Raw genomic sequence first — 23,931 nt, forward strand, 5'->3', positions numbered from 1 at the left:
GCCCCTAAAGGTTGGAACACCTGCCCCTGGATCACATGATCGGGTCGGGCTCCCTTGCCAGGTCCGCTGCCCCGACCAGGCCCGCCTCGTTGCCCAGCTGGGCCGCGATCACGTCGGCCACCGGGCGCCAGTTGCCGCCCACGAGCCAGCGCTTGTAGGACTTGCGGATCGGGTCGAGGACCAGCTCGCCCTCGTCGGATAGGCCGCCGCCGACGATGAAGGCGGACGGGTCGAAGAGGGAGGCCAGGTCGGCGAGACCGGCACCGGCCCAGCGGGCCAGCTCACGGTAGGAGTCGACGGCGACGGGGCAGCCCTGGCGCGCGGCCATGGAGATGTGCTTGCCCTCGATGCCGTCGGGCGTGCCGTCGCCGAGGCCGAGCAGGACGTCGGCGAGCTCCGGGGTGGCGTTGGCGCGCTGCTTGGCGTACCGGACGAGGGCGCGGCCGGAGGCGTACTGCTCCCAGCAGCCCTGCGAGCCGCAGCCGCAGAGCAGGCCGTCCGGGACCATGCGGATGTGGCCGAACTCGGCGGCCACGCCGAAGTGGCCGCGGCGCAGCTTGTTGCCGATGATGATGCCGCCGCCGAGGCCGGTGCCCAGGGTGATGCAGATGACGTTGCGGTGACCCTTTCCGGCGCCGAACTTGTACTCGCCCCAGGCCGCGGCGTTGGCGTCGTTCTCCACGACGACCGGGAGACCCACGCGGGCCTCGACCTTCTCCTTCAGCGGCTCCTGGCGCCAGTCGATGTTCGGAGCGAAGTAGACCGTCGAGCGCTGACGGTTGACGTATCCGGCCGCACCGATACCCACGCCGACGATCTCGTGCCCGGCGCGCGCACCCTCCACGGCGGAGGCGATGGCGTCCACGATGCCCTCGGCCGTGCCCGGGGTCGGCACCTTGTGGGTCGAGAGGATGTTGCCTTCCTCGTCGACCACGCCGGCCGCAATCTTCGTGCCGCCGATGTCGACGCCGATGGTGAGTCCCATGAATCCCTCAGTTTCGGTCGAGCCCCGCTATGGCCAACCGTACCCGAGGGGGCTTTAGTCCAAGTCGATGCGTTCACCGGGACCGGGGTCGTCGCCCCGGTCGCGGCGCTCCTGGTCGTCCCCGGCGGTCCAGCGGCGCTCCTGGGCCTGGACGGCGGAGCGGTAGGCGGCGAGGAGTTCGTTGCCGGCCGCGGCCAGGTGGTCGAAGACGTCCGGGTTGCGCTCGATGACCGGCTCGACGGCGGCCTTGGCCTGCTGGACGACCTGCTTGACCACCTGCTGGGCGGCGGGTCCGGCGACCGCGCCGAGCAGCGGCGACTGGAGCGAGGACAGCTTGTCGCTGACCGCGTCGACGAGCTTGCGCAGTTCTTCGGCGGCCGAGCCCGGGGGCTGGCCGTACTGTTCGCGGCGGCGGGACCGCTCCGCCGCGAGATCCTCGGCGCACGCCGTCGCCCATGCGTCGGCGTCGGTGGCCCGTACCTCGTCGAGCGCCTCCTCACCGGGGGCGTCGGACGGCTGGAGCTCTTCGCTCATGACGGACTCCTGACTACGGTTCGTCCCTACGACGTTACCCGAACGGGCGTACCGGGTTCACCGGGTCCCGGGCCACAGACCCGGGTCGGGGGCGAACCGGATCCGCAGCTCCCCGTCGCGCAGCGCGGCCCCCTCGACGGTGCACCGGCGCAGCGCCGAGGGCAGCGGGACGATCCGGCGGAACGGCCCGGCGGTGACGACGAGTTCGTCCCCGCGCCGGACGAGGTCGAGGTCGTCGCGTATGGCGCCGGGCAGCGGAATGGTCCACACCAGCACACCGTCCTCGGCGAGGCTGTCGGTGACGGGCCACCCGACCGAGGAGGGCAGGCCGTTGACGGCGGGCCGCACCCCGAGCGCGGCCAGGTCGTCGGCGCCGCGCGGGTCGTGCCCGAGGTGCGGGACGACCTGGACGTCGTAGGACTCCCGCCACTCCTCCAGCGTCTTGCGCTGCTGGGCGACGAGTCCGGCGGGCCAGTCCTCCGGTACGGCGCGGTTGGCGATCAGGACGTCGGGGCGCAGTCCGCGCAGGGCGAGGGCGAGCGTGGCCGCGCGCACGGCGTCGGCTCCGGCGGGGCCGGGCTCGGCGACGAGCCGCACGGCGGTGTTCCGGTCGGCGACGACGGCTTCCACGGCGGCGAGCTCGACGTCCCAGCGGGCGGCGGTCTCGTACAGCCACTCCGCGGGCATGGGGACCCCGGCCAGCCGCCCGAGCACGGGCCGCAGCGCCCGCGCCGCCTGGCGCTCCGGTGGCAGCAGCCGCCGCAGATAGCGGCGCAGCTCCTCGGGGAGGGCGAGCAGGGCGAGCGCGTGCGGGGTGGCCGGAAGATCGACGACGAGCAGGTCGTGCAGCTCGGAGAGGGCGGCGTCGCGCAGGGCGCGCAGGAGCGTCAGCTCTTCGGCGCCCGGGAGCGGGGTGACCTCCTCGGGGTCGAGCCGGGAGGCGCCGAGCAGATCGAGGGCGGCGGTGGCGCGTTCCTGGAAGGCGGCGAGATCGTCGCGGAATCCGGCGGCGGCGTCGGGCCGCCAGACGGTGAGCCGCTCCCCGGCCACCACGGGCGAGGCCCCGGTGACGGTACCGAGCACGGCTCCGAGGCTGTCACCCCGGTCGCCGCTCAGCAGCAGTACTCGCTCACCGTCACGCGCGGCGGCGAGCGCGGTGGCAGCGGCAACAGTCGTACGACCGCTGCCGCCGGGGCCCGTGATCAGGATGGTGCGCATGAGGGTGAACGGTAGGGCACTGCCCACCGCTACTTGGAACCCGACTCAACCCTCTTCTTCAACCCGGCCAGCGCCCGGTCGATGATGACCTTCTCGGCCTTGCGCTTGATCATCCCGAGCATAGGGATCTTGACGTCGACCGTCAGGACGTACGTGACCTCGGTCGAGCCGGAGCCGGCCGCCTTCAGAAGGTACGAGCCGTCCAGCGACCGCAGCATCTGGGACTTCACCAGGGTCCAGGACACCTCGTGCTCCCCGGTCCAGGTGTACGCGAGCACCTGGTCGTCCTTGATCGCCCCCGCGTCCATCACCAGGCGCACCTGCTCGGCGCGGCCCTGGCCGTCCGACGCCAGGACCTCGGCCTCCTTCACCTCGCCGGTCCAGTCCGGGTAGCGGGCGAAGTCGGCGATCACCCCCATGACGTCGGCCGGTGCCGCTTCGATCGTGATGCTCGAACTGGTGTGTTCCGCCATCGCCGTGGCTCCTCCAGATGCGGGCCGGTAGGGCGTCCTCATGCGCACGTGTGTGCAGCGTGAAGGCTACCGCGCACCCGACCCGCCGAACTCCAGCGCCCATGGCTTCCCGCTCCCCGCGAAGTGTCCGACGTTCACGCACTCCGTCGAACCGATGCGCATCCGGCGCACCAGGGGCTGATGAACATGGCCGAAGAGCGAGTACCGGGGCCGGGTCCGGCGGATCGCCTCCAGCAGCGCCCGGCTGCCCCGCTCGAAGCGCCGCGCGACGGTGTCGTAGACCAGATCCGGCACCTCCGGCGGGATGTGGGTGCACAGCACGTCCACCTCGCCGACCGCCTCGACCTTCGCCGCGTACTCCTCATCGCTGATCTCGTAGGGCGTGCGCATCGGCGTGCGCAGGCCGCCGCCGACGAAGCCGAAGGTCCAGCCGCCGATCTCCACCCGCTGCCCGTCCAGCACGGTGGTGCCGGGTCCGGCGTACTCCGGCCACAGTGGCGGCATGTCGACATTGCCGTAGGTCGCGTACGTCGGTGTCGGGAACGCCGCGAACAGCTCGGCGTACTGCTTGCGCACCGCCTTCTCGATGACCGCGCCGCGTTCCGCGCCGATGCCCGCCCACAGCCGGGCGCCGAACTCGCGCGCCTCCTCGTAGCGGCGGGCGGTGCGCAGTTCGACGATGCGGTCGGCGGCCTCGGCGCCGAACAGATCGGGAAAGATGCCGCGGGAGTGGTCGGCGTAGTCGAGGAAGAGGACCAGGTCACCCAGGCAGATCAGGGCGTCCGCGCCGTCCCCGGCTCTGGCCAGGTCACGGACGTTTCCGTGTACGTCGCTGACCACGTGCACGCGCGTCCTGCCGTTGCCGGCTGGTGTGGATGCCATGGCGATCAAGCGTAAGCCTGTGCGGCATGCGTGAACAGTGGCGGCCGGACCTGCGGTTACTGGCTAGTCGTCAAACCGGTCGACTACTGTGCGCGCAGAAGCAGCCATCCATGCGGTACCGATCCGTGTGACGCAGCGAACATCTCGCCGGTCCCTCTGTCGAAGAAGCCATACCGGCGGGTAACGTCCGGGCAGTCCAGTCGTGCTCAGGATTTCAACCACCGAAATGCTGGGCACCAGCCCGAGCCGTGGACCGCACCGTCGCATCACACAATGTCGTGGCGCCGGCGCCCTATGAGGAGCAGCAGTCTTGCGCGAGTTCAGCCTTCCGGCTTTGTACGAGGTCCCTGCCGACGGCAATCTGACCGACATCGTCCGCAGAAACGCCGCGCAGCATCCCGACGTCGCCGTCATCGCCCGCAAGGTGAACGGGGCCTGGCAGGACGTCACCGCCACCGCCTTCCTCGCCGAGGTGCGCACCGCCGCCAAGGGTCTCATCGCGGCCGGGGTGCAACCGGGCGACCGGATCGGGCTGATGTCCCGTACCCGCTACGAGTGGACCCTGCTGGACTTCGCGATCTGGTCCGCGGGCGCCATCACCGTACCGGTGTACGAGACCAGCTCCCCGGAGCAGGTGCAGTGGATCCTCGGTGACTCCGGCGCAACGGCGGTCCTGACCGAGCTCGACGGCCACACCGCTGCGGTGGAGTCGGTGCGGGACCGGCTGCCCGCGCTCAAGCACGTCTGGCAGATCGACGGCGGCGGGCTGGAGGAGCTGGGCCGACTCGGACAGGACGTCAGCGACCAGGCGGTCGACGAGCGCAGCTCGCTGGCGAAGGCCGACGACCCGGCCACGATCGTCTACACCTCGGGCACCACCGGCCGCCCCAAGGGCTGTGTGCTGACCCACCGCAACTTCTTCGCCGAGTGCGGCAACATCGTCGAGCGGCTGCGCCCGCTGTTCCGTACCGGCGAGTGCTCGGTGCTGCTGTTCCTGCCGCTGGCGCACGTCTTCGGGCGGCTGGTGCAGATCGCCCCGATGATCGCGCCGATCAAGCTGGGCTGTCTGCCGGACATCAAGAACCTCACCGACGAGCTGGCCGAGTTCCGGCCCACGCTGATCCTCGGTGTGCCGCGGGTCTTCGAGAAGGTCTACAACTCCGCGCGCGCCAAGGCGCAGGCGGACGGCAAGGGCAAGATCTTCGACAAGGCGGCGGACACGGCCATCGCCTACAGCAAGGCGCTGGACACCCCCTCCGGCCCGTCGATCGGCCTGAAGATCAAGCACAAGGCGTTCGACAAGCTCGTCTACAGCAAGCTGCGCGCGGTCCTCGGCGGCCGGGGCGAGTACGCCATCTCCGGCGGCGCCCCGCTCGGTGAGCGCCTCGGTCACTTCTTCCGCGGTATCGGCTTCACGGTCCTGGAGGGCTACGGCCTGACCGAGACCTGCGCGGCCACCACGTTCAACCCCTGGGACCGGCAGAAGATCGGCACGGTCGGTCAGCCGCTGCCGGGTTCGGTGGTGCGCATCGCCGACGACGGCGAGGTGCTGCTGCACGGCGACCACATCTTCCGGGAGTACTGGAACAACCCGGGCGCCACCGAGGAGGCGCTGGCCGACGGCTGGTTCCACTCGGGCGACATCGGCACCCTGGACGAGGACGGCTACCTCAGGATCACCGGCCGCAAGAAGGAGATCCTGGTGACCGCGGGCGGCAAGAACGTCGCCCCGGCCGTGATCGAGGACCGGATCCGCGCGCACGCGCTGGTCGCCGAGTGCATGGTGGTCGGTGACGGGCGGCCGTTCGTGGGCGCGCTGGTCACCATCGACGAGGAGTTCCTGGGCCGCTGGGCCGCCGAGCACGGCAAGCCCGCGGATGCCACCGCGGCGTCGCTGCACGAGGACGCGGACCTGATGGCTGCCATCCAGTCGGCGATCGACGACGGCAACGCCGCGGTGTCCAAGGCGGAATCGGTGCGGAAGTTCCGCATTCTGTCCTCCCAGTTCTCGGAGGAGTCGGGCCACCTGACGCCGTCGCTGAAGCTCAAGCGGAACGTGGTGGCGAAGGACTTCGCGCAGGAGATCGAGGCGATCTACGCGAAGTGACCTGACCGTTCGGTCGCTATGGCGCGGTGTCCTCCACGAGGACCCGCGCCATCGTGCGTTCGGCGAGCGCGGTGATCGTCACGAAGGGGTTCACCCCGAGCGACCCGGGCACGAGTGAGCCGTCGGTGACGTACAGCTTCGAATACCCCTTCACCCGGCCGTAGTTGTCGGTCGCCCGCCCCAGTACGCAGCCGCCCAGCGGGTGGTACGTGAAATCGTCGGCGAAGGCCCGGCTGGGCGAGCCGAACAGGTCGTAGCGGTAGATCGTGGCGTTGGCCCGGTTGATCCGGTCGAACAGCTTCTTGGCCATGGCCGACGAGACCGCGCTCTGCGCCGGGGTCCAGTTCAGCGCCAGCGAGCCGCCCGACCAGGAGAAGGACGCCCGTTCCTGGTTCTTGGTGATCGCCAGATAGAGGCTGACCCAGTTCTCCAGGCCGGTCGGCAGCGGGGCGATCTCGGCGAACACCGGGTTGGCGGTGTTCGCCCAGTCGTCGATGCCCATCACCGGCATCGTCGACTGGTTCACCCCGACCGTGTCCCACAGGTGGTTGGCCCGCCCGAGCATCACATTGCCGTTGGTGCCCCAGCCGGTGCCGACGCTGGCGTCGAGGGCGGGCAGCGTGCCCGTCTCCCGCGCCCGCAGCAGGAGTTCGGTGGTGCCGACACTGCCGCCGCCGAGGAAGAGGTACGTGCAGTTGTACTCCTTGGTCTCGACGACCGCGCCGGTCTCGTCGATGCGCTGGGCGGTGAGCAGGTACGTCCCGTCCCCGGCCCGGCTGATCGAGGTCACCCGCTCCAGGGTGTGGATCGTGACGTTCCCGGTGCCGAGCGCGGCGGCCAGGTAGGACTTGTCCAGGCTGCGTTTGCCGTGGTTGTTGCCGTACATCACCTCCCCGGCGAGCGCGGACCGGGTGGCCGTGCCGGCCGCCTCGCGCTGCATATGGCCGAAGTCGTAGACGTTCGGCACGAAGGTGGTCCTGAGACCGGCGTTGGCGGCGTGCTTGCGGGAGATCCGGGTGTAGCGGTACCACTCGGTGGACTCGAACCAGGCCGGGTCGATGCTGTTGACCCCGAGCATGGAGCGGGCCCTCGGGTAGTACGTGCCGTACATCTCGTCCGCGTCGACGGACGGGAACTGCTCCTCGAAGTACGACTTGAGCGGGGTGACCGCCATGCCCCCGTTGACCAGGGAGCCGCCGCCGACGCCGCGGCCCACGAACACCGAGATGTTCGCGAAGTGCACGCGGTCCAGGACGCCGGGGTAGCGGCTGATGTCCTTGTTGACGACGTCCAGCCACAGGAAGGTGGCGAGGGGGGCCTCGGTGCGGGTTCGGAACCACATGGAGCGCTGGTCCGGGGCGGTGGTGGGGCAGAAGACCTTTCCGTCGGGGCCTGCGGTGTTCCAGAGCCGGCCCATCTCGATCACGATCGTACGGATCCCCGCCTGACCGAGGCGGAGGGCGGCGACGGAACTGCCGTAGCCCGAACCGACCACGATCGCCGGGGCGTTGTCCACGGCGGTCGGCTCTACGGCCGACGCCGACTGGAGACCGATGCGGGTGAGACCGGACGCGGCGGCGGTCTGGAGTGCCACCATGCCCAAGATTTGACGTCTCGTCAGCTGACGCTGCATCAGTTGTGCTGTCATGTCCGGAGCATGGGCGGATTATTGGCTTCCGCCTAGGCCACGAGCATGCTTTAAAGCAGAGTCTTCAACTTCTCCGCCAGCAGATCCCAGCGCCACTTCTCCTCGACCCACTCGCGGCCCCGCTCCCCCATCCTCCGGCGGAGTTCGGGGTCGCCGAGGAGGGTCGTGACGCGGTCGGCCGTCTGCTCGGGCGAACCGCCTCGCACCACCCAGCCCGTCTCGCCGTCCAGGACCGCGTCGGGGGCCCCGCCGGAGTCGCCCGCGACCACCGGGAGGCCCGTCGCCGAGGCCTCCAGGTAGACGATGCCGAGGCCCTCCACGTCCAGGCCCCGTCGGCGGGTGCGGCAGGGCATGGCGAAGACGTCGCCGGCGCCGTAGTGGGCGGGGAGCTCGGACCAGGGGACCGTGCCGGTGAAGCGGACCGAGCCGGCGACCCCGGTCGCGTGGGCCAGCCTGCGCAGCTCCTTCTCGTACGGGCCGCCGCCGACGATCAGCAGCACCGCCTCCGGTTCCTTCGCCAGGATCCGGGGCATGGCGAGGATCAGCGTGTCCTGGCCTTTGCGCGGGACGAGCCGGGAGACGCACACGACCACCGGGCGGTCGGTCAGCCCGAGCCGGGCCCGGACCTCGGCGCCGCCGGAGCCCGGGTGGAAGGTCTTCTCGTCGACGCCGGGAGGCAGCTGCACCATCCGGGACGCCGCCTCCGGCGACAGCGCGGGCGCGATCCGCGAGCGGGTGTACTCCCCCAGGTACGTGATCGTGTCCGTCGCGTCCCCGATCCGGCGCAGCAGCTGACGCGAGGCGGGCAGCTGGGCCCAGCCCGCCTCGTGGCCGTGGGTCGTGGCCACCAGCCGCTCGGCACCGGCCGCCCGCAGCGCCGGTGCCATCAGGCCGAGCGGCGCCGCCGCCCCGAACCACACCGACGTACAGCCGTGCTCGCGCAGCAGCCCGGCCGCGCGCCGGGTGACCCGCGGGGTCGGCAGCAGCATCGTCGTGGCGTCGCGGACGACGGTGAAGGGCTGTTCCGCGTCGAAGGCGGCCGTCGCCTCGGCGCCCTCCTCGCCGCGCTTCCAGGTGGAGGCGTAGACGACCAGCCGCTCCGGATCCAGCCGTAGCGCCATGTTGTGCAGGAAGGCCTGGATGCCGCCGGGGCGGGGCGGGAAGTCGTTGGTCACGATGAGCGTCTTGTGCATCGCGGCCGACCCTATCGGAGCCGCCGCGCGCAGCACGTCACAGCCGCCCCTGGTGGCCGACGCACAGCTTCCCGGGACATCATGTTGCCCCAGCGCCTGTGTCCAGGCGGAAGCGATCGGCAGGGGACCAGGTGGAGACGACGGGCGCACGGTGGTCCCTGGCGGGCCTGCTCGGGCTCTGGGCCGTGACCAGGGTGGCCCTGCTGCTCTTCGTGTTCAAGGTGTACGTCTTCCCCGGCCCGGACGTCACCAGCGACGTGTCCGTGATCTACCAGGGCTGGTCCGACGTGCTGCGCACCGGAACGTTCCCGCAGGAGGACGTCACCTGGCAGTACCCGCCCGCCGCCGCGCTCGCGATCCTCTCCCCCGCGCTGCTGTTCTGGCTCGACTACGCCTCCGCCTTCTTCGTCCTGGCCTTCACCGCCGACCTGGCCGTCCTGCTCCTCCTCCACTACGCGGGCCCACGCCCCGGCCGCAGCATGCGCGGCGCCTGGGTGTGGACGGTGGGCGTGCCGCTGCTCGGGCCGACCGTGTACGCCCGGTACGACGTGATGGTGACCGCGGTGGCGGTGGCCGCGCTGCTCGCGGGCGCCCGGCACCCCCGGGTGATGGGCGCGCTGACCGCGTTCGGGGCGCTGGTGAAGGTGTGGCCGGTGCTGCTGCTGGTGGCCGCCCGCCGCCGCTCGGCCTGGGTGTCGGCGGCGGTGACGGCGGCCCTGCTGGCGGGGGTGTTCGCGCTGGCGATGCCGGGCGCGTTCGCGTTCCTGACCTTCCAGCGGGACCGCGGCACCGAGGTGGAGTCGCTGGGCGCCCTGGTCTTCCATGTGGCCCGGCACTTCGGCTGGAACGGACAGGTGCTGCTGAACTACGGCTCGGTGGAGTTCCTCGGCCCGTACGTGGACATGGTCAGCAATGCCGCGCTGATGCTGACCGGGCTGGCCTTCGGCTGGCTGCTGCTGTGGCGGCTGCGGGCCAGGCGGTTCCTGTCGCACACGCTCGCCGACGCGGCGTTCGTGGCGGTGCTGATGTTCACCACGACCAGCCGGGTGATCAGCCCGCAGTACCTGGTGTGGCTGATCGGCCTGGCGGCGGTCTGCTCGTGCTTCCGGGGCAGCCGGATGGGATGGCCGGTCGCTCTGGTGCTGGCGGCCTCGCTGGTGACGGTGCTGGAGTTCCCGGTCTGGTTCGCGCACGTGGTGGCCAGCGACGGCCTCGGGATCACCCTGCTCTTCCTGCGCAACGGCCTGCTGGTGCTCGCCACGCTCCTCGCCGCCCGCGTCCTGTGGCGCGGCACGGTCTCCGCCGCCGCCCCCGCCCCGCTGCCCGCTCAGGCCGCCCGCACCAGGGAGACCCCGCTGCCCTCCTGACGCGCGGCCCGCCACCCCAGCAGCCCGCACTGGAGCGCCATGGCGAGCGCCAGCGCCAGACACACCCCCGGCAGCCCGAGCCCGGACAGCGCGTACGCCAGCGGCAGTTGTACGGCCGTCCCCAGCAGCGTCACGCGCAGCAGCAGCGGTGCCCCGCCGCTGCCCTCGAAGACCCCGCCGAGCGCGATGAAGCAGGCCATGAGCACCAGATAGGGCCCGACGGAGCGCAGGAAGAGCACGCCCTGGTGGGCGACCTCGGGGCCGGCGCCGAACGCCGCCATGACCCAGGGCGCGCTCACCGCGAGCAGCACGGCCGCCGTGAGCCCCGCCGTCCCGGACACCAGCACCGCCTGCCGCCCGATCGCCCGCCGCTCATCGTGCCCGGCGCCCCGGGTGTGCGCGGTGTGGATGGCGGCGGCCTGGCGTACCGCGTAGAAGGCCATGGTGGCGACGTAGAGGACCTTGTAGGCGATCGAGTACGCGGCCACCGCGGTCACGCCGAGCCGGGCCACGATGGCCACCAGCGCCAGTGCGCCCGTCTGCCGGACGGTGAAGTCGGCGGCCATGGGCAGGCCGGTGGCGAGCGTGCGGCGGGGCGAGAAGGGGGCGGGGAAGCGGGCCGCCTCGCGGAGCAGGGCGTTGCGGCGCAGGGCGAGGAGTCCGGCGCCGAGGGCCACGCAGCGGCACAGGACGGTGGTGGCGGCGGCGCCCTGGACGCCGTAGAGGTGGATGGCGAAGGGGTCCGCGACGAGGATCAGGCCGTTGGCGAGGAGGGCCAGGCGCATCGGGGTGCGGGTGTCCCCCGCGCCCTTGAGGATGCCGTCGAGCAGGGTCTGGGCGAAGAAGACGGCGATGCCGGGCAGGGCGATCGCGAAGTAGGCGGTGGCCAGGGGGACCGCCGGGCCGTCGCCGCCGAGGACCACGCGGGCCAGTGGCTCGCGCAGCAGCAGACCGAGGGCGATGACGACCGGTGTCACCAGCGCGTAGAGCGCCCAGCCGCCGCGCACGGCCGCCCGTACGGCCGCCGGGTTCCCGGCGCCCCGGGCGTGCGCGACCAGCACGGTCGTACCGGAGCCGAAGACCAGCGCGATGCCCAGCAGGACGTTCTCGGTGGTGGTGGCGACGGCCACGGCGGCGACGGCCGGACCGCCGAGCCGGGAGACCCAGACGGTGTTGATGATCCCGGCGGCGACCGAGGCCAGGAGCGAGAAGTAGACGGGATGGGCGAGCGAGATCAGTTGTCTGCGGTGAGCGTTCATGAGTCCCCCGGTGTCCCTCTCCATCCGAGCTACCTCGATTCGAGGTAGCTCGGATAGAGGTAGCATGGCGGGCACGACACCCGCAAGGAGGAACGGTGCTGGAGCTGTCGATCCTGGGCTTCCTGGCCGAAGAGCCGTTGCACGGCTATGAGTTGAAGGAGCGCATCAAGGCGCTCAGCGGCCATGTCCGGCCGGTCAGCGACGGGGCGCTCTACCCCGCGATCACCCGGCTCACCCGGGCCGGCCTGCTCGACCAGCACACCGAGCCGGGCGCGAGCGCCGCCCCCCGCCGGATCCTGTCACTGACCGAGGAGGGCCACGCCGACCTGCTGGAACGCCTGCGCCGGCCGAAGCAGGCCGAGATCACCGACCAGGTCCGCTTCAACACCGTGCTCGCCTTCCTGCGGCACCTGCCCGAACCGCGCGAACAGGCCGCCGTGCTCCGCCGCCGCCTGGAGTTCCTGGACGCGCCGTCGAGCTTCTTCTACCGGGAGGGCGAGCCGGTGCGGGCGGAGCAGGCCGGCGATCTGTTCCGGCAGGGCATGCTGCGGGTGGCGCGGGCCACCGGGACGGCGGAGCGGGCGTGGCTGGCCGAGGCGATCGAGCTGCTGGACCCGGCGGGCGAGGGTCAGGCGAACTGACCCCGCAGATACTCCCGCCACTGCGCGGTGAAGTCCTCCACAGTCGTGTCGAGCACCTTCTCCATCGCCTCCTCGACCGCGCCCGGCCGCTTCTCGTGGGCGCCGACGGCCCGGTAGAACTCGCCGAGCCGCACCTCGCCCCAGCGGTCCGCGATCATCCGGCAGGCCATCCAGCCGCTCTCGTACGCCTGCGCGAGCCCGGCCGAGTCCCCGGTGAACCCGAAGTCCTCGTCGGTGGGCAGCCCCGCCGGGATCTCCCCCTCGGTCACCGCCCGCCACAGCTCGGGCGCGGCATCGGAGGGCGTACGGCCCGAGCCGAGGTAACCGACCCAGTCGGCGTACCCCTCGGAGAGCCACAGCGGGGTGGCGGCACTGGTGTGGGCGCGGGTGGCGACATGGGTCGTCTCATGGGTGAGCACGACCTGCTTGCCGCTCTGGCCGAGGACGCCGTACGCGACCGGGTTGAGGATGATCCGGTCCGCGGGCGCGGGGGCGCCGGTCTCGCCGGTGGTCACGGCCGCGATCCCGCGGTACGAGGAGGCGGGCGAGCCGAGCAGCCCGGCCATGCCCTCCAGCGACTCCGGTACGAGGATGACGGTGCCGCGCGGCCACTCGGTGCCCCAGGCCCGGGTCACCGCGGGCACCGCGCGGTCGGCGAGCTCGGCGAAGGTGCGGAGCCGGCCGGCGGGCTGACCGACGCCGAGCACGATGCCGCGCTCGCCGCGGACGACCTCCACCCGGCCCTGGTCCCACAGTTGCTCGGGCGCCTTCTCGGCGGGCCGCTCGGACTCGACGTACCACTCACCGGCGGCGTCCAGGCTGAGCCGCACGGTGCGGCCCGCGGTGACCGGCGCACGGTCGTGGCCCTTGATGCGGTAACTCAGTTCGACGTCGGCGGTGGCGCTGTCACCCGCCCGTCTGACCCCGGTCACGCGATACGACCACTCGGCGAACGGCACCGCGTTGAGCTCGTCGTACCCGCTCTGGACGCCCGTCCGCACGAAGGCCGACTCGTCGTGCTCGACGATCGCCTCCGCCCGCCGGTCGAGCACCCGCTGCACGGAGTCACGGGCCGCGTCGGTGGCGGGCCGCCCGCCGCACGCGACGAGCGAGACCAGCAGCAGACACACCGCCACCACCCCGGACCCGGACGCCCGCCGTCGACCAGCCATGCCGCGATCGTACGGCGATCAGCCCGCCGAGGTCAGACCCCGTCAGCGGCGGGATCCACCGGCCACCGTCCGGCCACCGGTGCCGTCGGCCCCGTCACACCCGCGTGACGGTCGCCCCCGGCATCATCCCCACCGGGTCGTAGCGGACCGGGGCTCCGGGATAAGGGGCGTGGATCACCTGGCCGTTGCCCATGTACATCCCGACGTGGCTGGCGTCGGAGCGGTAGGTGACCAGGTCGCCGGGGCGGGCCTGGGAGAGGGGGACCTGGCGGCCGGCGAAGCGCTGGCCCTGGGAGGTACGCGGGAGGGCGACACCGGCCTGCGCGTACGACCACTGCATCAGGCCCGAACAGTCGAAGCCGCCGGGGCCGTTGGCGCCCCAGACGTAGGGCTTGCCGAGGGCGGAGCGGGCGGCGGCCATCGCGGCGGCGGCACGGCCCGAGGCGGGGACGCCGCTGCCCAGGTCGGGCATGCCGGAGCGGCCCGAGCGGGAGGCCCGGTCGTAGGCGGCGCGTTCGTCGGCGGGCAGCGAGTTGAGCAGTTCCCGGGCCTTGGCGAGCTTGCTCTCCACCGTCCGCTTGTGCGCCGCGACCGCCTTGCGGCTCTTCTCCAGCTCACCGAGTTTGCGGGTGGCCTCGGCGCGTTCCTGGGAGAGTTCGCGCATCGCGCCCTGGAGGTCCTTCAGCTCGCCCGCCTGACGGGCCGTGATCCGGTCCAGCACGGAGGCCTTGTCGAGGTAGTCGTCCGGATCGTCGGAGAACAGCAGGGCGAGGGAGGGATCGAGCCCGCCGGAGCGGTACTGCGCCCCGGCCAGCGAACCGAGCTTCTCCCGCATGGAGTTGATGCGCTCCTGCTGCCGGGCGATCCGATCCTGCGCGGTACCGACCTGCCCGCGCAGCGAGTCGGCGCGCTCATCGGCCTTGTTGTAGGCCTCGGTGGCCTTCTCGGCCTCCTCGTAGAGGCGGTCCACCTCGGCCCGGGTGTCCTCGTGCGGCACGGCCGAGGCCGGTACGGCCCCGAAGGCCGCGGCGGCGGCTGTCAGGACGCAGAGCGCGGCGCTCGCGCCCCGGTCGAACCCGGACGGTACAAGGCGACGATGAGACCCCACGAGAAGCCGCACCCCTTCCGCTGGCGGACAAGGACCGTTCCCCGGCGAGGGGGAAACGCGGCAGACAGTAACCCCGCGCCGGGTCGCCGACCAACGACCGTCGTGGGCACGCACAGTGACGCCCCGCCTATGACGCAGGTCATGGGCGGGGCGTGGGGTCAGTTCACGTCGGTGTGATTCGCCCGATTGGGCGGCACGGTGTCGTGATCTTGAGGCTGATCAGATCCGGACGCCGAACTGGTACGGCATGTTGTTGATCGACTCGTAGCGGACCACCGCGCCGGTGCGCGGGGCGTGCAGCACCTGGCCGTTGCCCGCGTAGAAGCCGACGTGGTGCAGGTCGCCGTAGAAGATGACCAGGTCGCCGACCTTGAGGTCGGACTGGCTGTAGATGCGGGTGCCGTAGTTGGCCTGGGCCTGCGAGGTGCGCGGGATGCCGACGCCGGCCTGGGCGAAGGCCCAGGAGGTCAGGCCCGAGCAGTCGAAGGAGGAGGGGCCGGAGGCGCCGTAGACGTAAGGCGTGCCGATCTTGCTCTGGGCGGCCTGGAAGGCGGCCATGGCCCGGCCCGAACCGGTGGCGGCGTTGCCGAGGTCCACGCGGTCGGCGGAGGAGCGGGTGGCGCGTGCCTCCTCGGCGGCGAGGGCGGCCTTCTCGGCGGAGGTGAGGGAGTTCAGGAGCTTCTGCGCCTCGGCGAGCTTGTCCTGGACCTCGGTCTTCTTCTTGCCCAGCTCGGTCCGCGTGGAGGCGAGGTCCTTGAGCTTCTCGGTGGCCTCGGCGCGGTCCTGGGCGAGTTCGCGCTGCTTGTCCTGGATCTTCTTCAGCGACTCGACCTGCTGGCTGCTCAACTGGTCGAGCGTGGAGGCCTTGTCGAGGTAGTCGTCCGGGTCCGCGGAGAGGAAGAGCTGGAGCGAGGAGTCGATGGATCCGGTGCGGTACTGGGCGGCGGCCGCCAGACCTATCGAGTCACGCATCTCGTTCAGGTCTTCCTGACCGCGCGCGACGTTGTCCTGGATCGTGGAGATCTCCTTCTGGAGCTTCTCCTGCTTCTCCTTGGCGCCGTTGTACTTCTCGGTGGCCTGCTCGGCCTCCTCATAGAGCTTGTCGACCTTGGCCTTGACCTCGTCCTTGCTCGGCTTCTCGCTGGGCGCGGCGTTGGCGGCCTGCGAGCTGATGGCAACGGCGGCAGCAGCGGCGGTGGTCAGCACGGTCACACGTGCGCGGCTCGGCTGCTTGGGTCGACGGTGGGACGCCACGGAGGCGAACTCCTTCTCCTCAGTGATCTTCCGATCGAAGGTTCGAAGGCAGACCCTAGTGACACAGTTGTGATCAGTTCAAACCCCTGGGCGATTTATCCCGGTTACGGTCCGCATTCTTTACCATCAACCCACGTGCAGTGATCCCCACTTGACGCTACGTTGCGTGACGGTTCCGTCAATTCGGGCATTGCAGCTGTACGTTGACCTTCAGGACAGTCGCTTCAGAAGCACCGCAGATGCCACCGGCCGGGCGCCCGCCCTGGCGACCCCGTCGGCCACCTCGCGGTCGGTGGAGACGACGATGACCGGACGGCCGGGCGGCTCGGCCCGCACCAGCTGACGGATCAACTCGTCGGCCGTCACACCGGGCTTGGAGAACAGCACCCGGACCCCGCGCGGCGGCGCCAGCAGCACCGGCGCGGCCAGCTCGGCCCCGTCGAAGACACAGGTCACCTCGGCGCCGGTCTGCGCGGCGAGCTGGGAGAGCTGGCCGAGCAGCCGGAGCCGCTGCTTCTCCAGCGGCATCTGGGGATAGCCGGTCTTGGTGACGTTGTAGCCGTCGACGACCAGATGCGCCTGCGGCAGCGCCAGCAACTGGTCGATGATGGCCGGATCGTTCTCGGACAGCGCCCGCGCGGCGATGTCCTTCGGGGTCATTCGTCCCGGTTCGACCGCGTCCACGGTCTCGGCCGGGCGCACCGACACCGGCGGCAACGCCAGTTCCCGGCGCAGCCCTTGGGTGGCGTCGAGCAGGGTGTCCAGCAGCAGCCGTACCCGCATGTCCTCCACGCTGCGGCCCTCGCGCGCCGCCCTGCGGGTGGCCTCCAGGGCGGCCTCGGCCTCCCCGAGCCGGGACTTCAGCCGCCGGGACTCGCTCTCGGCGGCGGACACCTGGCCGTGCGTCTCCGCGCGGACGGCCTCGATCTCACCCTGCGCCTTGCGCAGCGCCGCCTCACCGCGCTTGACGTCGCTCTGGGCGGCGCGCAGCTTGCGGTGAAGCGATTCGGCTTCCTTCCTGGCCGCGTCCAGCTCGGTGCGCAGCCGCTCGGCCTCCGCCCGGGTCTGCTCCCTGGACCGGTCGATCTCGGCGCGCAGCCGCTCCAGTTCGGCCCGGCTCTCCTCGTCGGCGCGCTCGGCGTCGGCGCGCTGGGCCTCCTCGCCGGCCGCGGTCACCAGCTTGACCCAGCCGGTGGGCCGCAGCACGTAGGCCGCGGCCGCCACATCGAGCGGATCCGCGGCCGGGGGCGGCGAGCCGGAGTCGAGGGCGCCGGCGATCTCCGGCTGGGCCTCTCTCAGCTTCTCCCCGATGCGCTGACGGAAGAGTGGATCCGTCTCCAGCGCGGCGGCCATGGCGTTGCCGGCGAACTTGGCCCGGCGATTCGGGGCGAATCGGGCGTACTGCCGTAGCTGGGCGGGCAGTTCACCGACGGTCAGCCCGCCGAAGCCGTCCGAGACGATCTGTACGACTCTTCTGCGCACCCCGTCGGGCAGCGGACGGTCGAGCACTTCAGCGGCGCCGTCGCCCGGCCCCCCGCCTGCGGTCTCCACCATCCGTCGTCACCCCAATACCTGTGCGGGACCCCCTGGCTGAGGGGATCCCCCGAGCGGGGCCCGCTCCGCTCAGGAGCCGGCGCCCGGCCTGTCCACGAGTTCCACCTGGTCCACGGCGTTGCACCAGCGGCAGCGCACCGACTCGATGGTCTCACTGACCACCTCGCGCTCCTCGACCTTCGGCTCACCGGCGAGGTCGAGGTGGACGTACTCGACGACCTTCGACGAGCGGGTCACGTCGAAGCGGGTGAGGTTGCCGCACAGAGTGCAGCGCCACCGCGTGGTGGCCGTCGGCAGGGGAACCGTCATCGCGACTGTTCTTTCCTTCCAGTGTCGGTGACTCACCGGTGTCCCGGTGCGTGTGGCTCGTAACCCTACGGCCTGGCGGGTACTCACCGCTCGGCCGTCCACGGCGGCGAGGCGGTCTGTGAGAGTAGGCCCCGTTACGTCATGCTCTGTGTTCATGATCGGCAACTGGACCAGCACGGCCGTCCGGGGTATGCGGATGCCCGCCGCGCCCGTCACTTACGCACTGATCGGCCTGTGCACGCTGATCTTTCTGATCGGGCCCGCCTCGGGGCTGAATCCCGGCTACGGCACCGGGGACGGGCTGATCGCGGCGCAGCGGGCGTACTTCCGGCGCTGGGGGGTGGTCCCGGCCGAGCTGTTCGAGGGGTCGCCGCGGGCCGCCCTCACCCCGGCCACGGCGCTGTTCGTGCACGGCAGCTGGGTGCACCTGCTGGGCAACATGCTCTTCCTCTACGTCTTCGGCGTGATGACCGAGGAGCGCATGGGCCGTGTCCAGTTCACGCTCTTCTACCTGGGCTGCGGCTATCTCGCCCTGCTCGGCTACGCGGCCGCCAACTCCGACTCCGAGCAGTCCCTGGTGGGCGCGTCCGGCGCGATCTCCGCGGTGCTCGGCGCGTTCCTGGCGCTGTTCCCACGGGCCCGGGTGACCAGCCTGCTGCCGTTCCTGTTCTTCCTGCCGCTGCGCTTCCCGGCGTGGGTGGTGCTGCCCTTCTGGGCGGCCCTGCAATGGCTGGCGGCGGGCCGGGCGGCGAACGGACCCGGGGTGGCGTATCTGGCCCACCTCGTGGGCTTCGGCCTGGGCTGCGGCTTCGCCTGGGTGCGGTTCGGCCGTACGACTAGAGTGAAGGCCGTCCCCGCGACGCCGGCCCCCGAGGGAGAGAAACAACCGTGATCACCGCGATCGTGCTCATCAAGACCAGCGTGGACCGGATTCCCGAGATCGCCGAGCAGATCGCCTCGCTGGACAGCGTGAGCGAGGTCTTCTCCGTCACCGGCACCTACGACCTGATCGCCATGGTCCGGGTCAAGGAGCACGAGGACCTCGCCGAGGTCATCCCCGGCCGCATCAGCAAGATCCCGGGCGTGGAGGGCACGGACACCCACGTGGCGTTCCGCACCTACTCCCAGCACGACCTGGAGGCCGCGTTCTCGATCGGCCTGGACGGCTAGGGCCGGTCCGTTCGGATCAGTCCGGCGTCGCGGGCCCTGGCACGCACATCTGCGGCGTTGTCGCCTTGCAGCTGCAATCACCAGACCCCGCTCGACTCGGGCCGGGCAGCACCGCGTCTTGCAGCCGGCCTGATCCAAACGACAGGTCCTGGGAGCTAGGACGTCAGGTCGAGGGCTGCGATGCCCTCGGCCGAGGTGACGTAGATGCGGTTGCCGCGGATCAGCGGGGCCGAGACCGGGTAGCCTGCGGGCAGCGGGAAGCGCCAGATCCGCTCGCCCTTGAGGTTCAGGGCGTGGATCTCCTCGGGGGTCTGGACGAAGATCCGGCCGCCCGAGAACGCCGGTTCGGTGACGTCGTCGTCCCCGGCGCGGTACGTCCAGGCCGGTTCGCCGTCCGCCGTGAACGCCTTCAGGACCTGGTCCTCCGTGACGAGGGCCAGCGAGCCGGCCGCGGTGACCGGGTACTCCCACCCGCCGTCGGCCTCCTTGCTCCGCCACAGCCGGTTCCCGTCGAGCGAGTAGCCGTGCCAGGTCCACTCGCCGGCGGAGGCCGCGGCCAGGGCCCGGCCCGCCACCACCACGGGCCGCCGGAGGTCGGTGGCCACCTCCACGTCCCACAGCGGTGTACCGTCCCCGGCCTCGAAGGCGGCCAGCCGCCCCGCGCGGGTGCCTGCGTAGACCACGCCCTGGTGCACCAGCGGTGCCTCGGTGAGCGCGCCCTTGAGCCCGCGCTGCCAGCGCGCACTGCCGTCCGCCGCGTAGGCGCGCAGCTCCCCGATCTCCTCGTCCCCGGCGCCCACCACGATCGTGTCGCCGACGAGGACGGGGGCGGTGCCCTCCGGCCCGAGGTCCCTGCTCCAGCCGCGCTTGCCCGCCGTGTCGTACCGGCACAGCCGCAGCCGCTGGGAGCCGTCCGCGCTGTCGCCCTCGACCACGGTGCAGTACACGCCGTCCGCCGTCGCCACGGGATCGAGACCGGAGCCCCCGAGGTCGGCCTTCCAGAGGTCGGCGCCATCGGCGGAGAGCGCGTACAGGTCGACGGAGGACGTGGCGGCGTACAGCACGTCACCCTTGGGCGAGAGCGCGCCGAGCTGCCGTGTCATGACCTGGTCCAGGGAGACCTGCCAGCGCACGGCCGGCTTCCCGGTGGCCGGTGCGGACGGCGTGTCCTTCTTCCCCCGCTCCGGCTCCCGCAGCCACCACCAGCCGCCCACGCCCGAGGCTGCGGCCACCACGGCCCCACCGGCCACGGCCCGCAGCACACCCCGCCGCGACGGCGGCACGGGCGCCCCGGCCGGCGGTACGACCGCGTCCGGCACCGTCACCGGGGCCACGTACTCGACCCCGCTCTCCCGCTCACCGTCCTCCCCCGGCACCCACCGCGCGCCGCCCCCGGTGAACCAGCCCGGCCGCGCCGCGGCGCGCAGTGACGCCTCGGTGTGTCCCACGGCCGCCATGACGGCCTCCGGCAGCGGCCGCCCGGCCGGGTCCTGACGAAGACAGGACTCCACCAGCGGGCGGAACTCCCCGGGCACCGCCGACAGATCGTGGTCGCCGTTCAGGATGCGCAGCAGCACCACCGACTCGTGCCCCTCGCCGAAGGGCGGGCGGCCGCCGGAGGCGTGGGCGAGGACGGCGCCCAGCGCGAACACATCGCTCTGCGGGCCCACTCCGGTGCTGTTGCGGATCTGTTCCGGGGAGACATAGCCGACCGTGCCGACGATCGATCCGGGATTCGTCAGCGCGGTCGCCTCCAGCGCCCGGACGATGCCGAAGTCGATGACCCGCGGTCCGTCCGCGGCCAGCAGGATGTTGGAGGGCTTGAGGTCCCGGTGGACCAGGCCCCTGGCGTGGATCGCGGTCAGGGCCCGGCCGAGCGCCGCCGCGAGCAGCCGTACGGCGGGCGCGGGCAGCGGACCGGCGTCCAGGACCGCGTCCCGCAGGGTCGGCCCCTCGACGAACTCGGTCGCCATCCACGGCGGTTCGCCCTCGGGATCGGCGTCGACGACCCGGGCGGTGTACGTGCCGTCCCCGCCCACGTCCCGCGCGGCCCGCAGCTCCTGGCGGAACCGGGCGCGGAAGGTGCGGTCCCCGGCGTGCTCGGGCCGCACCACCTTGACGGCCAGCCGCACCCCGCCGCGCGCCTCGGCGAGATACACCTCGCCCATCCCTCCGGCACCCAGCCGTCCGAGCACCTCGTACGGCCCGATCCGTCGAGGATCCGTCTCCCGCAGCGCCTGCACCCCGCCGCCCCCCGTTCGTCCCCGTTCGATTCCCCCCGGGGAGCGTACGTCAGCGGATCACACCGCGGGCACGCAACGCCCGTCCTCCGTGCGGTAGTTCCACTTCGCACCGTCGCTGACCAGCTCGCGCACCGCGGTCACGAACCGCTCCACGTGCTCGTCCGGCGTGCCCGCGCCGAAGCTGACCCGGATCGCGTTGAGGGACTTCTCACCCGGCGCCGCCTCGGGGGCGCCGCACTCCCCCTGGGTCTGCGGGTCGCTGCCGAGCAGGGTGCGGACCAGGGGGTGGGCGCAGAACAGGCCGTCGCGGACGCCGATGCCGTACTCGGCGGAGAGGGCCGCGGCGAAGTGGGAGCTGTTCCAGCCGTCGACGACGAAGGAGAGGACGCCGACGCGCGGGGCGTCGTCGCCGAAGAGGGAGAGGATCCGCACCTCGGGCACCTCGGCGAGGCCCGCGCGGACCTTCTCGATCAGGTACTCCTCACGGGCCACCAGGGTGTCGAACCCGGCCTCCGTCAGGGCCTTGCAGGCCGACGCGATGGAGTAGGCGCCGATGACGTTCGGCGAACCGGCCTCGTGCCGCGCCGCGCTGTCGTGCCACTCCACGTCCACTCCCCCGTCCGCGCGGCGGCTGACCTTGCGGCTGGCGCCGCCGCCCGCGAGATACGGCTCGGCCGCGCGCAGCCAGTCGGCGCGTCCGGCCAGGACACCAGAGCCGAAGGGGGCGTAGAGCTTGTGGCCGGAGAAGGCGATCCAGTCGACGTCGAGGTCCTGGACGGAGACCGGGTGGTGCGGGGCGAGCTGGGCGGCGTCGAGGACGATCCGGGCGCCGTGCGCGTGCGCGGCGGCGGCCAGTTCCCGCACCGGCCACAGCTCGCCGGTGACGTTGGAGGCGCCGGTGACGCAGACCAGGGCCGGGCCGTGGGGGGCACGGTCGGCGAGGGCGCGCTCCAGGTTCGCCACGGCCTGCTGCGGGGTGCGCGGGGCGTCGAGGTAGGTGACCTCGGCGTCCTGCCAGGGCAGCAGCGAGGCGTGGTGCTCGGTCTCGAAGACGAAGACCTGGCAGTCGGCGGGCAGGGCGGCGGCGAGCAGGTTCAGCGAGTCCGTGGTGGACCGGGTGAAGATCAGCTGGTCGTCGGCGCGGCAGTCCAGGAACTCGGCGACGGTCCTGCGGGCGTTCTCGAAGAGGTCGGTGGAGAGCTGCGAGAGGTACCCGGCACCCCGGTGGACGCTGCCGTAGTACGGCGCGTAGGCGGCGACGTCGTCCCAGACGCGCTGGAGGGCGGGGGCGCTGGCCGCGTAGTCGAGCGCGGCGTAGGTGGTCTCGCCGCCGGTGACCAGCGGGACGGTGACATCCCGGCCCAGAACGGGCAGCGGGGAACAAATGGCCGGGGCGGAGGCAGCGGTGGAGACAGACATGACGAGGGCTCCCGTGAATGAAGAGGTGTGAGAGAAAAGGGGTACGCAGAAGCGGGGCTCAGCGGCCCTATCGCATTCGCTTGCTCACGGAAGAAACTCCTCGACGACCGCGCTTGCCATGAACCTTGCTGTTCACGGCCTGGTCTTCACCCGGGGCACCCCGCCACGGACGGAGGGTTGCCGGACAGTCGGCCGGGGCCTCATGACTGTCACTCATGACCTGGTACAGGAACGTACGCGAAATGATCGATGCCCCGCAACCCGTGTCCGGATCGCGGGACATCCCGCACCGCTCGTTACTGGTTGCTGGCGGCGACCCAGCGCTCCAGCGTCCGCTTGGCGGCGCCCGAGTCGATCGACTCCGCGGCCTTCGCCATGCCGGCGCCGATCTGCTCGGCCAGCGGCGCCCCGGTGGGGTGCAGGGCGACCAGGGCCGCAGCCGAGTTCAGCAGGACCGCGTCCCGGACCGGGCCGGTCTCGCCGTTCAGCAGGCGCCGGGCCACATCCGCGTTGTACGCGGCGTCCGCGCCGCGCAGGGCCTCGACGGGGACGAGGTCGATACCGACGTCCCGGGGGTCGAAGGACTCCTCGGTGACCTTGCCGTCGCGGACGGTCCAGACCCGGGAGGTCGAGGTCGTGGTCAGCTCGTCCAGGCCGTCGTCGCCGCGGAACACCAGGGAGGAGTTGCCGCGCTCGGCGAACACCCCGGCCACGATGGGCGCCATCCGCGGATCGGCGACCCCGACGGCCTGCGCCCGCACCCGGGCCGGGTTGGTCAGCGGACCGAGGACGTTGAAGACGGTCCTGATCCCCAACTGGCCGCGCGCCGCGCCCGCGTGACGCATCGCCGGATGGAACTTCGCCGCGAAGCAGAAGGTGATCCCGGCCTCCTCGGCCACCTGCGGCACCCGGGCCACCGGCAGGTTCAGGTTCACCCCGAGCTTCTCCAGGACGTCCGAGGAGCCGGAGGCGGAGGACGCCGCCCGGTTGCCGTGCTTGACGACCTTGGCGCCCGCGCCGGCCACCACGATCGCGGACATCGTGGAGATGTTCACGGTCTTGGCGCCGTCGCCGCCGGTGCCGACGATGTCGACGGTGTCGCCCGCCACCTCGATCACGTTCGCGTGCTCGTACATGGTGCGGACGAAGCCGGTGATCTCCTCGACGGTCTCGCCCTTGGCCCGCAGGGCCACCACGAACCCGGCGATCTGCGCGTCGGTCGCCTCGCCGCGCATGATCAGGTCCATCGCCCAGGCCGTGTCGTCGGCGCTCAGGTCGCGCCCCTCCAGCAGGCCGTTCAGCAGCGGGGGCCAGGAACGGCCCGCCGCGGTGTCGCCTCCAGCGGGGGTCACAGCGCTCATAAGGCCGCTCCTGAGTGTCGTAAGAGAGTGTGAC

Annotated in this window: 21 protein-coding genes and 1 riboswitch; of the genes, 5 read left to right on the forward strand and 16 right to left on the reverse strand. The window is 71.8% G+C overall.

Annotated features, from left to right (window positions below; all coding sequences use genetic code 11):
* Positions 1-31 precede the first annotated feature (31 nt).
* The 5 genes from STRCI_RS11695 to STRCI_RS11715 all read right to left on the reverse strand — a co-directional run bounded on the left by STRCI_RS11695 (position 32) and on the right by STRCI_RS11715 (position 4,092).
* Complete coding sequence (locus STRCI_RS11695; RefSeq protein ID WP_269658830.1) at positions 32-985, reverse strand: ROK family glucokinase; 954 nt, start codon at positions 983-985, stop codon at positions 32-34.
* A gap of 54 nt (positions 986-1,039) precedes the next feature.
* Positions 1,040-1,519, reverse strand: a complete 480-nt coding sequence (locus STRCI_RS11700) for a DUF5304 domain-containing protein (protein WP_269658831.1) — start codon at positions 1,517-1,519, stop codon at positions 1,040-1,042.
* Between the two features lie 57 nt (positions 1,520-1,576).
* Positions 1,577-2,737, reverse strand: coding sequence for an ArsA family ATPase (locus STRCI_RS11705; protein ID WP_269658832.1), 1,161 nt, complete (start codon positions 2,735-2,737; stop codon positions 1,577-1,579).
* 29 nt (positions 2,738-2,766) lie between these two features.
* Entirely contained in the window at positions 2,767-3,210 is a 444-nt protein-coding gene (locus tag STRCI_RS11710; RefSeq protein WP_269658833.1) for an SRPBCC family protein, read from the reverse strand.
* 66 nt (positions 3,211-3,276) lie between these two features.
* Positions 3,277-4,092, reverse strand: coding sequence for a metallophosphoesterase family protein (locus tag STRCI_RS11715; protein ID WP_269658834.1), 816 nt, complete (start codon positions 4,090-4,092; stop codon positions 3,277-3,279).
* Positions 4,093-4,402: 310 nt separating this feature from the next.
* On the opposite strand from STRCI_RS11715, the gene STRCI_RS11720 reads away from it, so the two are divergent.
* Positions 4,403-6,199: an AMP-dependent synthetase/ligase gene (locus tag STRCI_RS11720; RefSeq protein ID WP_269658835.1), complete on the forward strand. Its 1,797-nt coding sequence runs from the start codon at positions 4,403-4,405 to the stop codon at positions 6,197-6,199.
* Between the two features lie 16 nt (positions 6,200-6,215).
* On the opposite strand, the gene STRCI_RS11725 is transcribed toward STRCI_RS11720, so the two are convergent.
* A complete protein-coding gene (locus STRCI_RS11725) occupies positions 6,216-7,832 on the reverse strand; it encodes a GMC oxidoreductase (protein WP_472926756.1) in 1,617 nt (538 codons plus the stop codon).
* Between the two features lie 65 nt (positions 7,833-7,897).
* Positions 7,898-9,040, reverse strand: a complete 1,143-nt coding sequence (locus tag STRCI_RS11730; protein WP_269658837.1) for a glycosyltransferase family 4 protein — start codon at positions 9,038-9,040, stop codon at positions 7,898-7,900.
* A gap of 131 nt (positions 9,041-9,171) precedes the next feature.
* Between STRCI_RS11730 and STRCI_RS11735 the strand changes: the two genes are divergently transcribed.
* A complete protein-coding gene (locus STRCI_RS11735) occupies positions 9,172-10,407 on the forward strand; it encodes a glycosyltransferase family 87 protein (RefSeq protein ID WP_269658838.1) in 1,236 nt (411 codons plus the stop codon).
* Here STRCI_RS11735 and STRCI_RS11740 read toward each other — a convergent pair.
* Positions 10,368-11,666: an MATE family efflux transporter gene (locus STRCI_RS11740; RefSeq protein ID WP_269658839.1), complete on the reverse strand. Its 1,299-nt coding sequence runs from the start codon at positions 11,664-11,666 to the stop codon at positions 10,368-10,370. The two genes, STRCI_RS11735 and STRCI_RS11740, sit on opposite strands and share 40 nt — an antisense overlap.
* A 95-nt stretch (positions 11,667-11,761) precedes the next feature.
* Between STRCI_RS11740 and STRCI_RS11745 the strand changes: the two genes are divergently transcribed.
* Positions 11,762-12,307, forward strand: coding sequence for a PadR family transcriptional regulator (locus STRCI_RS11745; RefSeq protein WP_269658840.1), 546 nt, complete (start codon positions 11,762-11,764; stop codon positions 12,305-12,307).
* On the opposite strand, the gene STRCI_RS11750 is transcribed toward STRCI_RS11745, so the two are convergent.
* From STRCI_RS11750 to STRCI_RS11770, 5 genes are all read right to left on the reverse strand, one after another.
* Positions 12,295-13,479 (reverse strand): hypothetical protein, encoded by a 1,185-nt coding sequence (locus STRCI_RS11750; RefSeq protein WP_269658841.1) that lies wholly within the window; start codon positions 13,477-13,479, stop codon positions 12,295-12,297. The two genes, STRCI_RS11745 and STRCI_RS11750, sit on opposite strands and share 13 nt — an antisense overlap.
* Before the next feature lie 94 nt (positions 13,480-13,573).
* Positions 13,574-14,587: a C40 family peptidase gene (locus STRCI_RS11755; protein ID WP_269658842.1), complete on the reverse strand. Its 1,014-nt coding sequence runs from the start codon at positions 14,585-14,587 to the stop codon at positions 13,574-13,576.
* A 219-nt stretch (positions 14,588-14,806) separates the two neighbouring features.
* On the reverse strand, positions 14,807-15,841 hold the full coding sequence (locus STRCI_RS11760) for a C40 family peptidase (protein ID WP_269658843.1): 1,035 nt from the start codon (positions 15,839-15,841) through the stop codon (positions 14,807-14,809).
* 210 nt (positions 15,842-16,051) lie between these two features.
* Positions 16,052-17,395 (reverse strand): NYN domain-containing protein, encoded by a 1,344-nt coding sequence (locus STRCI_RS11765; RefSeq protein WP_269658844.1) that lies wholly within the window; start codon positions 17,393-17,395, stop codon positions 16,052-16,054.
* Between the two features lie 69 nt (positions 17,396-17,464).
* The gene (locus STRCI_RS11770) at positions 17,465-17,704 is read right to left on the reverse strand and encodes a hypothetical protein (protein ID WP_055541554.1); all 240 of its coding nucleotides are present in this window, start codon (positions 17,702-17,704) and stop codon (positions 17,465-17,467) included.
* 154 nt (positions 17,705-17,858) lie between these two features.
* On the opposite strand from STRCI_RS11770, the gene STRCI_RS11775 reads away from it, so the two are divergent.
* Together STRCI_RS11775 and STRCI_RS11780 are read left to right on the forward strand one after the other, a co-directional pair.
* Positions 17,859-18,596, forward strand: coding sequence for a rhomboid family intramembrane serine protease (locus STRCI_RS11775; protein WP_269658845.1), 738 nt, complete (start codon positions 17,859-17,861; stop codon positions 18,594-18,596).
* The gene (locus STRCI_RS11780) at positions 18,593-18,874 is read left to right on the forward strand and encodes an Lrp/AsnC family transcriptional regulator (RefSeq protein WP_015661006.1); all 282 of its coding nucleotides are present in this window, start codon (positions 18,593-18,595) and stop codon (positions 18,872-18,874) included. Before STRCI_RS11775 ends, STRCI_RS11780 begins: the two co-directional genes overlap by 4 nt.
* 155 nt (positions 18,875-19,029) lie before the next feature.
* Here STRCI_RS11780 and STRCI_RS11785 read toward each other — a convergent pair whose 3' ends face one another.
* The 3 genes from STRCI_RS11785 to trpD all read right to left on the reverse strand — a co-directional run bounded on the left by STRCI_RS11785 (position 19,030) and on the right by trpD (position 23,897).
* The gene (locus STRCI_RS11785) at positions 19,030-21,117 is read right to left on the reverse strand and encodes a protein kinase domain-containing protein (protein WP_269658846.1); all 2,088 of its coding nucleotides are present in this window, start codon (positions 21,115-21,117) and stop codon (positions 19,030-19,032) included.
* Positions 21,118-21,174: 57 nt separating this feature from the next.
* On the reverse strand, positions 21,175-22,536 hold the full coding sequence (locus STRCI_RS11790; RefSeq protein WP_269658847.1) for an aminotransferase class V-fold PLP-dependent enzyme: 1,362 nt from the start codon (positions 22,534-22,536) through the stop codon (positions 21,175-21,177).
* Between the two features lie 104 nt (positions 22,537-22,640).
* Positions 22,641-22,757, reverse strand: a riboswitch (SAM riboswitch).
* A gap of 75 nt (positions 22,758-22,832) precedes the next feature.
* Positions 22,833-23,897 carry an anthranilate phosphoribosyltransferase gene (trpD, locus tag STRCI_RS11795; protein ID WP_269658848.1) on the reverse strand — a complete coding sequence of 355 codons (1,065 nt, stop codon included), beginning with the start codon at positions 23,895-23,897 and terminating at the stop codon, positions 22,833-22,835.
* Between the last annotated feature and the right edge of the window lie 34 nt (positions 23,898-23,931).

This window comes from Streptomyces cinnabarinus (genome assembly GCF_027270315.1).
In the GTDB taxonomy this organism is placed as follows: Bacteria; Actinomycetota; Actinomycetes; order Streptomycetales; family Streptomycetaceae; genus Streptomyces; species Streptomyces cinnabarinus.

Excerpts from the sequence above, each read along its gene's own strand:
- STRCI_RS11695 (WP_269658830.1), bottom strand. The coding sequence starts at position 985 with ATGGGACTCACCATCGGCGTCGACATCGGCGGCACGAAGATTGCGGCC.
- STRCI_RS11700 (WP_269658831.1), bottom strand. The coding sequence starts at position 1,519 with ATGAGCGAAGAGCTCCAGCCGTCCGACGCCCCCGGTGAGGAGGCGCTC.
- STRCI_RS11705 (WP_269658832.1), bottom strand. The coding sequence starts at position 2,737 with ATGCGCACCATCCTGATCACGGGCCCCGGCGGCAGCGGTCGTACGACT.
- STRCI_RS11710 (WP_269658833.1), bottom strand. The coding sequence starts at position 3,210 with ATGGCGGAACACACCAGTTCGAGCATCACGATCGAAGCGGCACCGGCC.
- STRCI_RS11715 (WP_269658834.1), bottom strand. The coding sequence starts at position 4,092 with ATGGCATCCACACCAGCCGGCAACGGCAGGACGCGCGTGCACGTGGTC.
- STRCI_RS11725 (WP_472926756.1), bottom strand. The coding sequence starts at position 7,832 with ATGCAGCGTCAGCTGACGAGACGTCAAATCTTGGGCATGGTGGCACTC.
- STRCI_RS11730 (WP_269658837.1), bottom strand. The coding sequence starts at position 9,040 with ATGCACAAGACGCTCATCGTGACCAACGACTTCCCGCCCCGCCCCGGC.
- STRCI_RS11740 (WP_269658839.1), bottom strand. The coding sequence starts at position 11,666 with ATGAACGCTCACCGCAGACAACTGATCTCGCTCGCCCATCCCGTCTAC.
- STRCI_RS11750 (WP_269658841.1), bottom strand. The coding sequence starts at position 13,479 with ATGGCTGGTCGACGGCGGGCGTCCGGGTCCGGGGTGGTGGCGGTGTGT.
- STRCI_RS11765 (WP_269658844.1), bottom strand. The coding sequence starts at position 17,395 with ATGGTGGAGACCGCAGGCGGGGGGCCGGGCGACGGCGCCGCTGAAGTG.
- STRCI_RS11770 (WP_055541554.1), bottom strand. The coding sequence starts at position 17,704 with ATGACGGTTCCCCTGCCGACGGCCACCACGCGGTGGCGCTGCACTCTG.
- STRCI_RS11775 (WP_269658845.1), top strand. The coding sequence starts at position 17,859 with ATGATCGGCAACTGGACCAGCACGGCCGTCCGGGGTATGCGGATGCCC.
- STRCI_RS11790 (WP_269658847.1), bottom strand. The coding sequence starts at position 22,536 with ATGTCTGTCTCCACCGCTGCCTCCGCCCCGGCCATTTGTTCCCCGCTG.
- trpD (WP_269658848.1), bottom strand. The coding sequence starts at position 23,897 with ATGAGCGCTGTGACCCCCGCTGGAGGCGACACCGCGGCGGGCCGTTCC.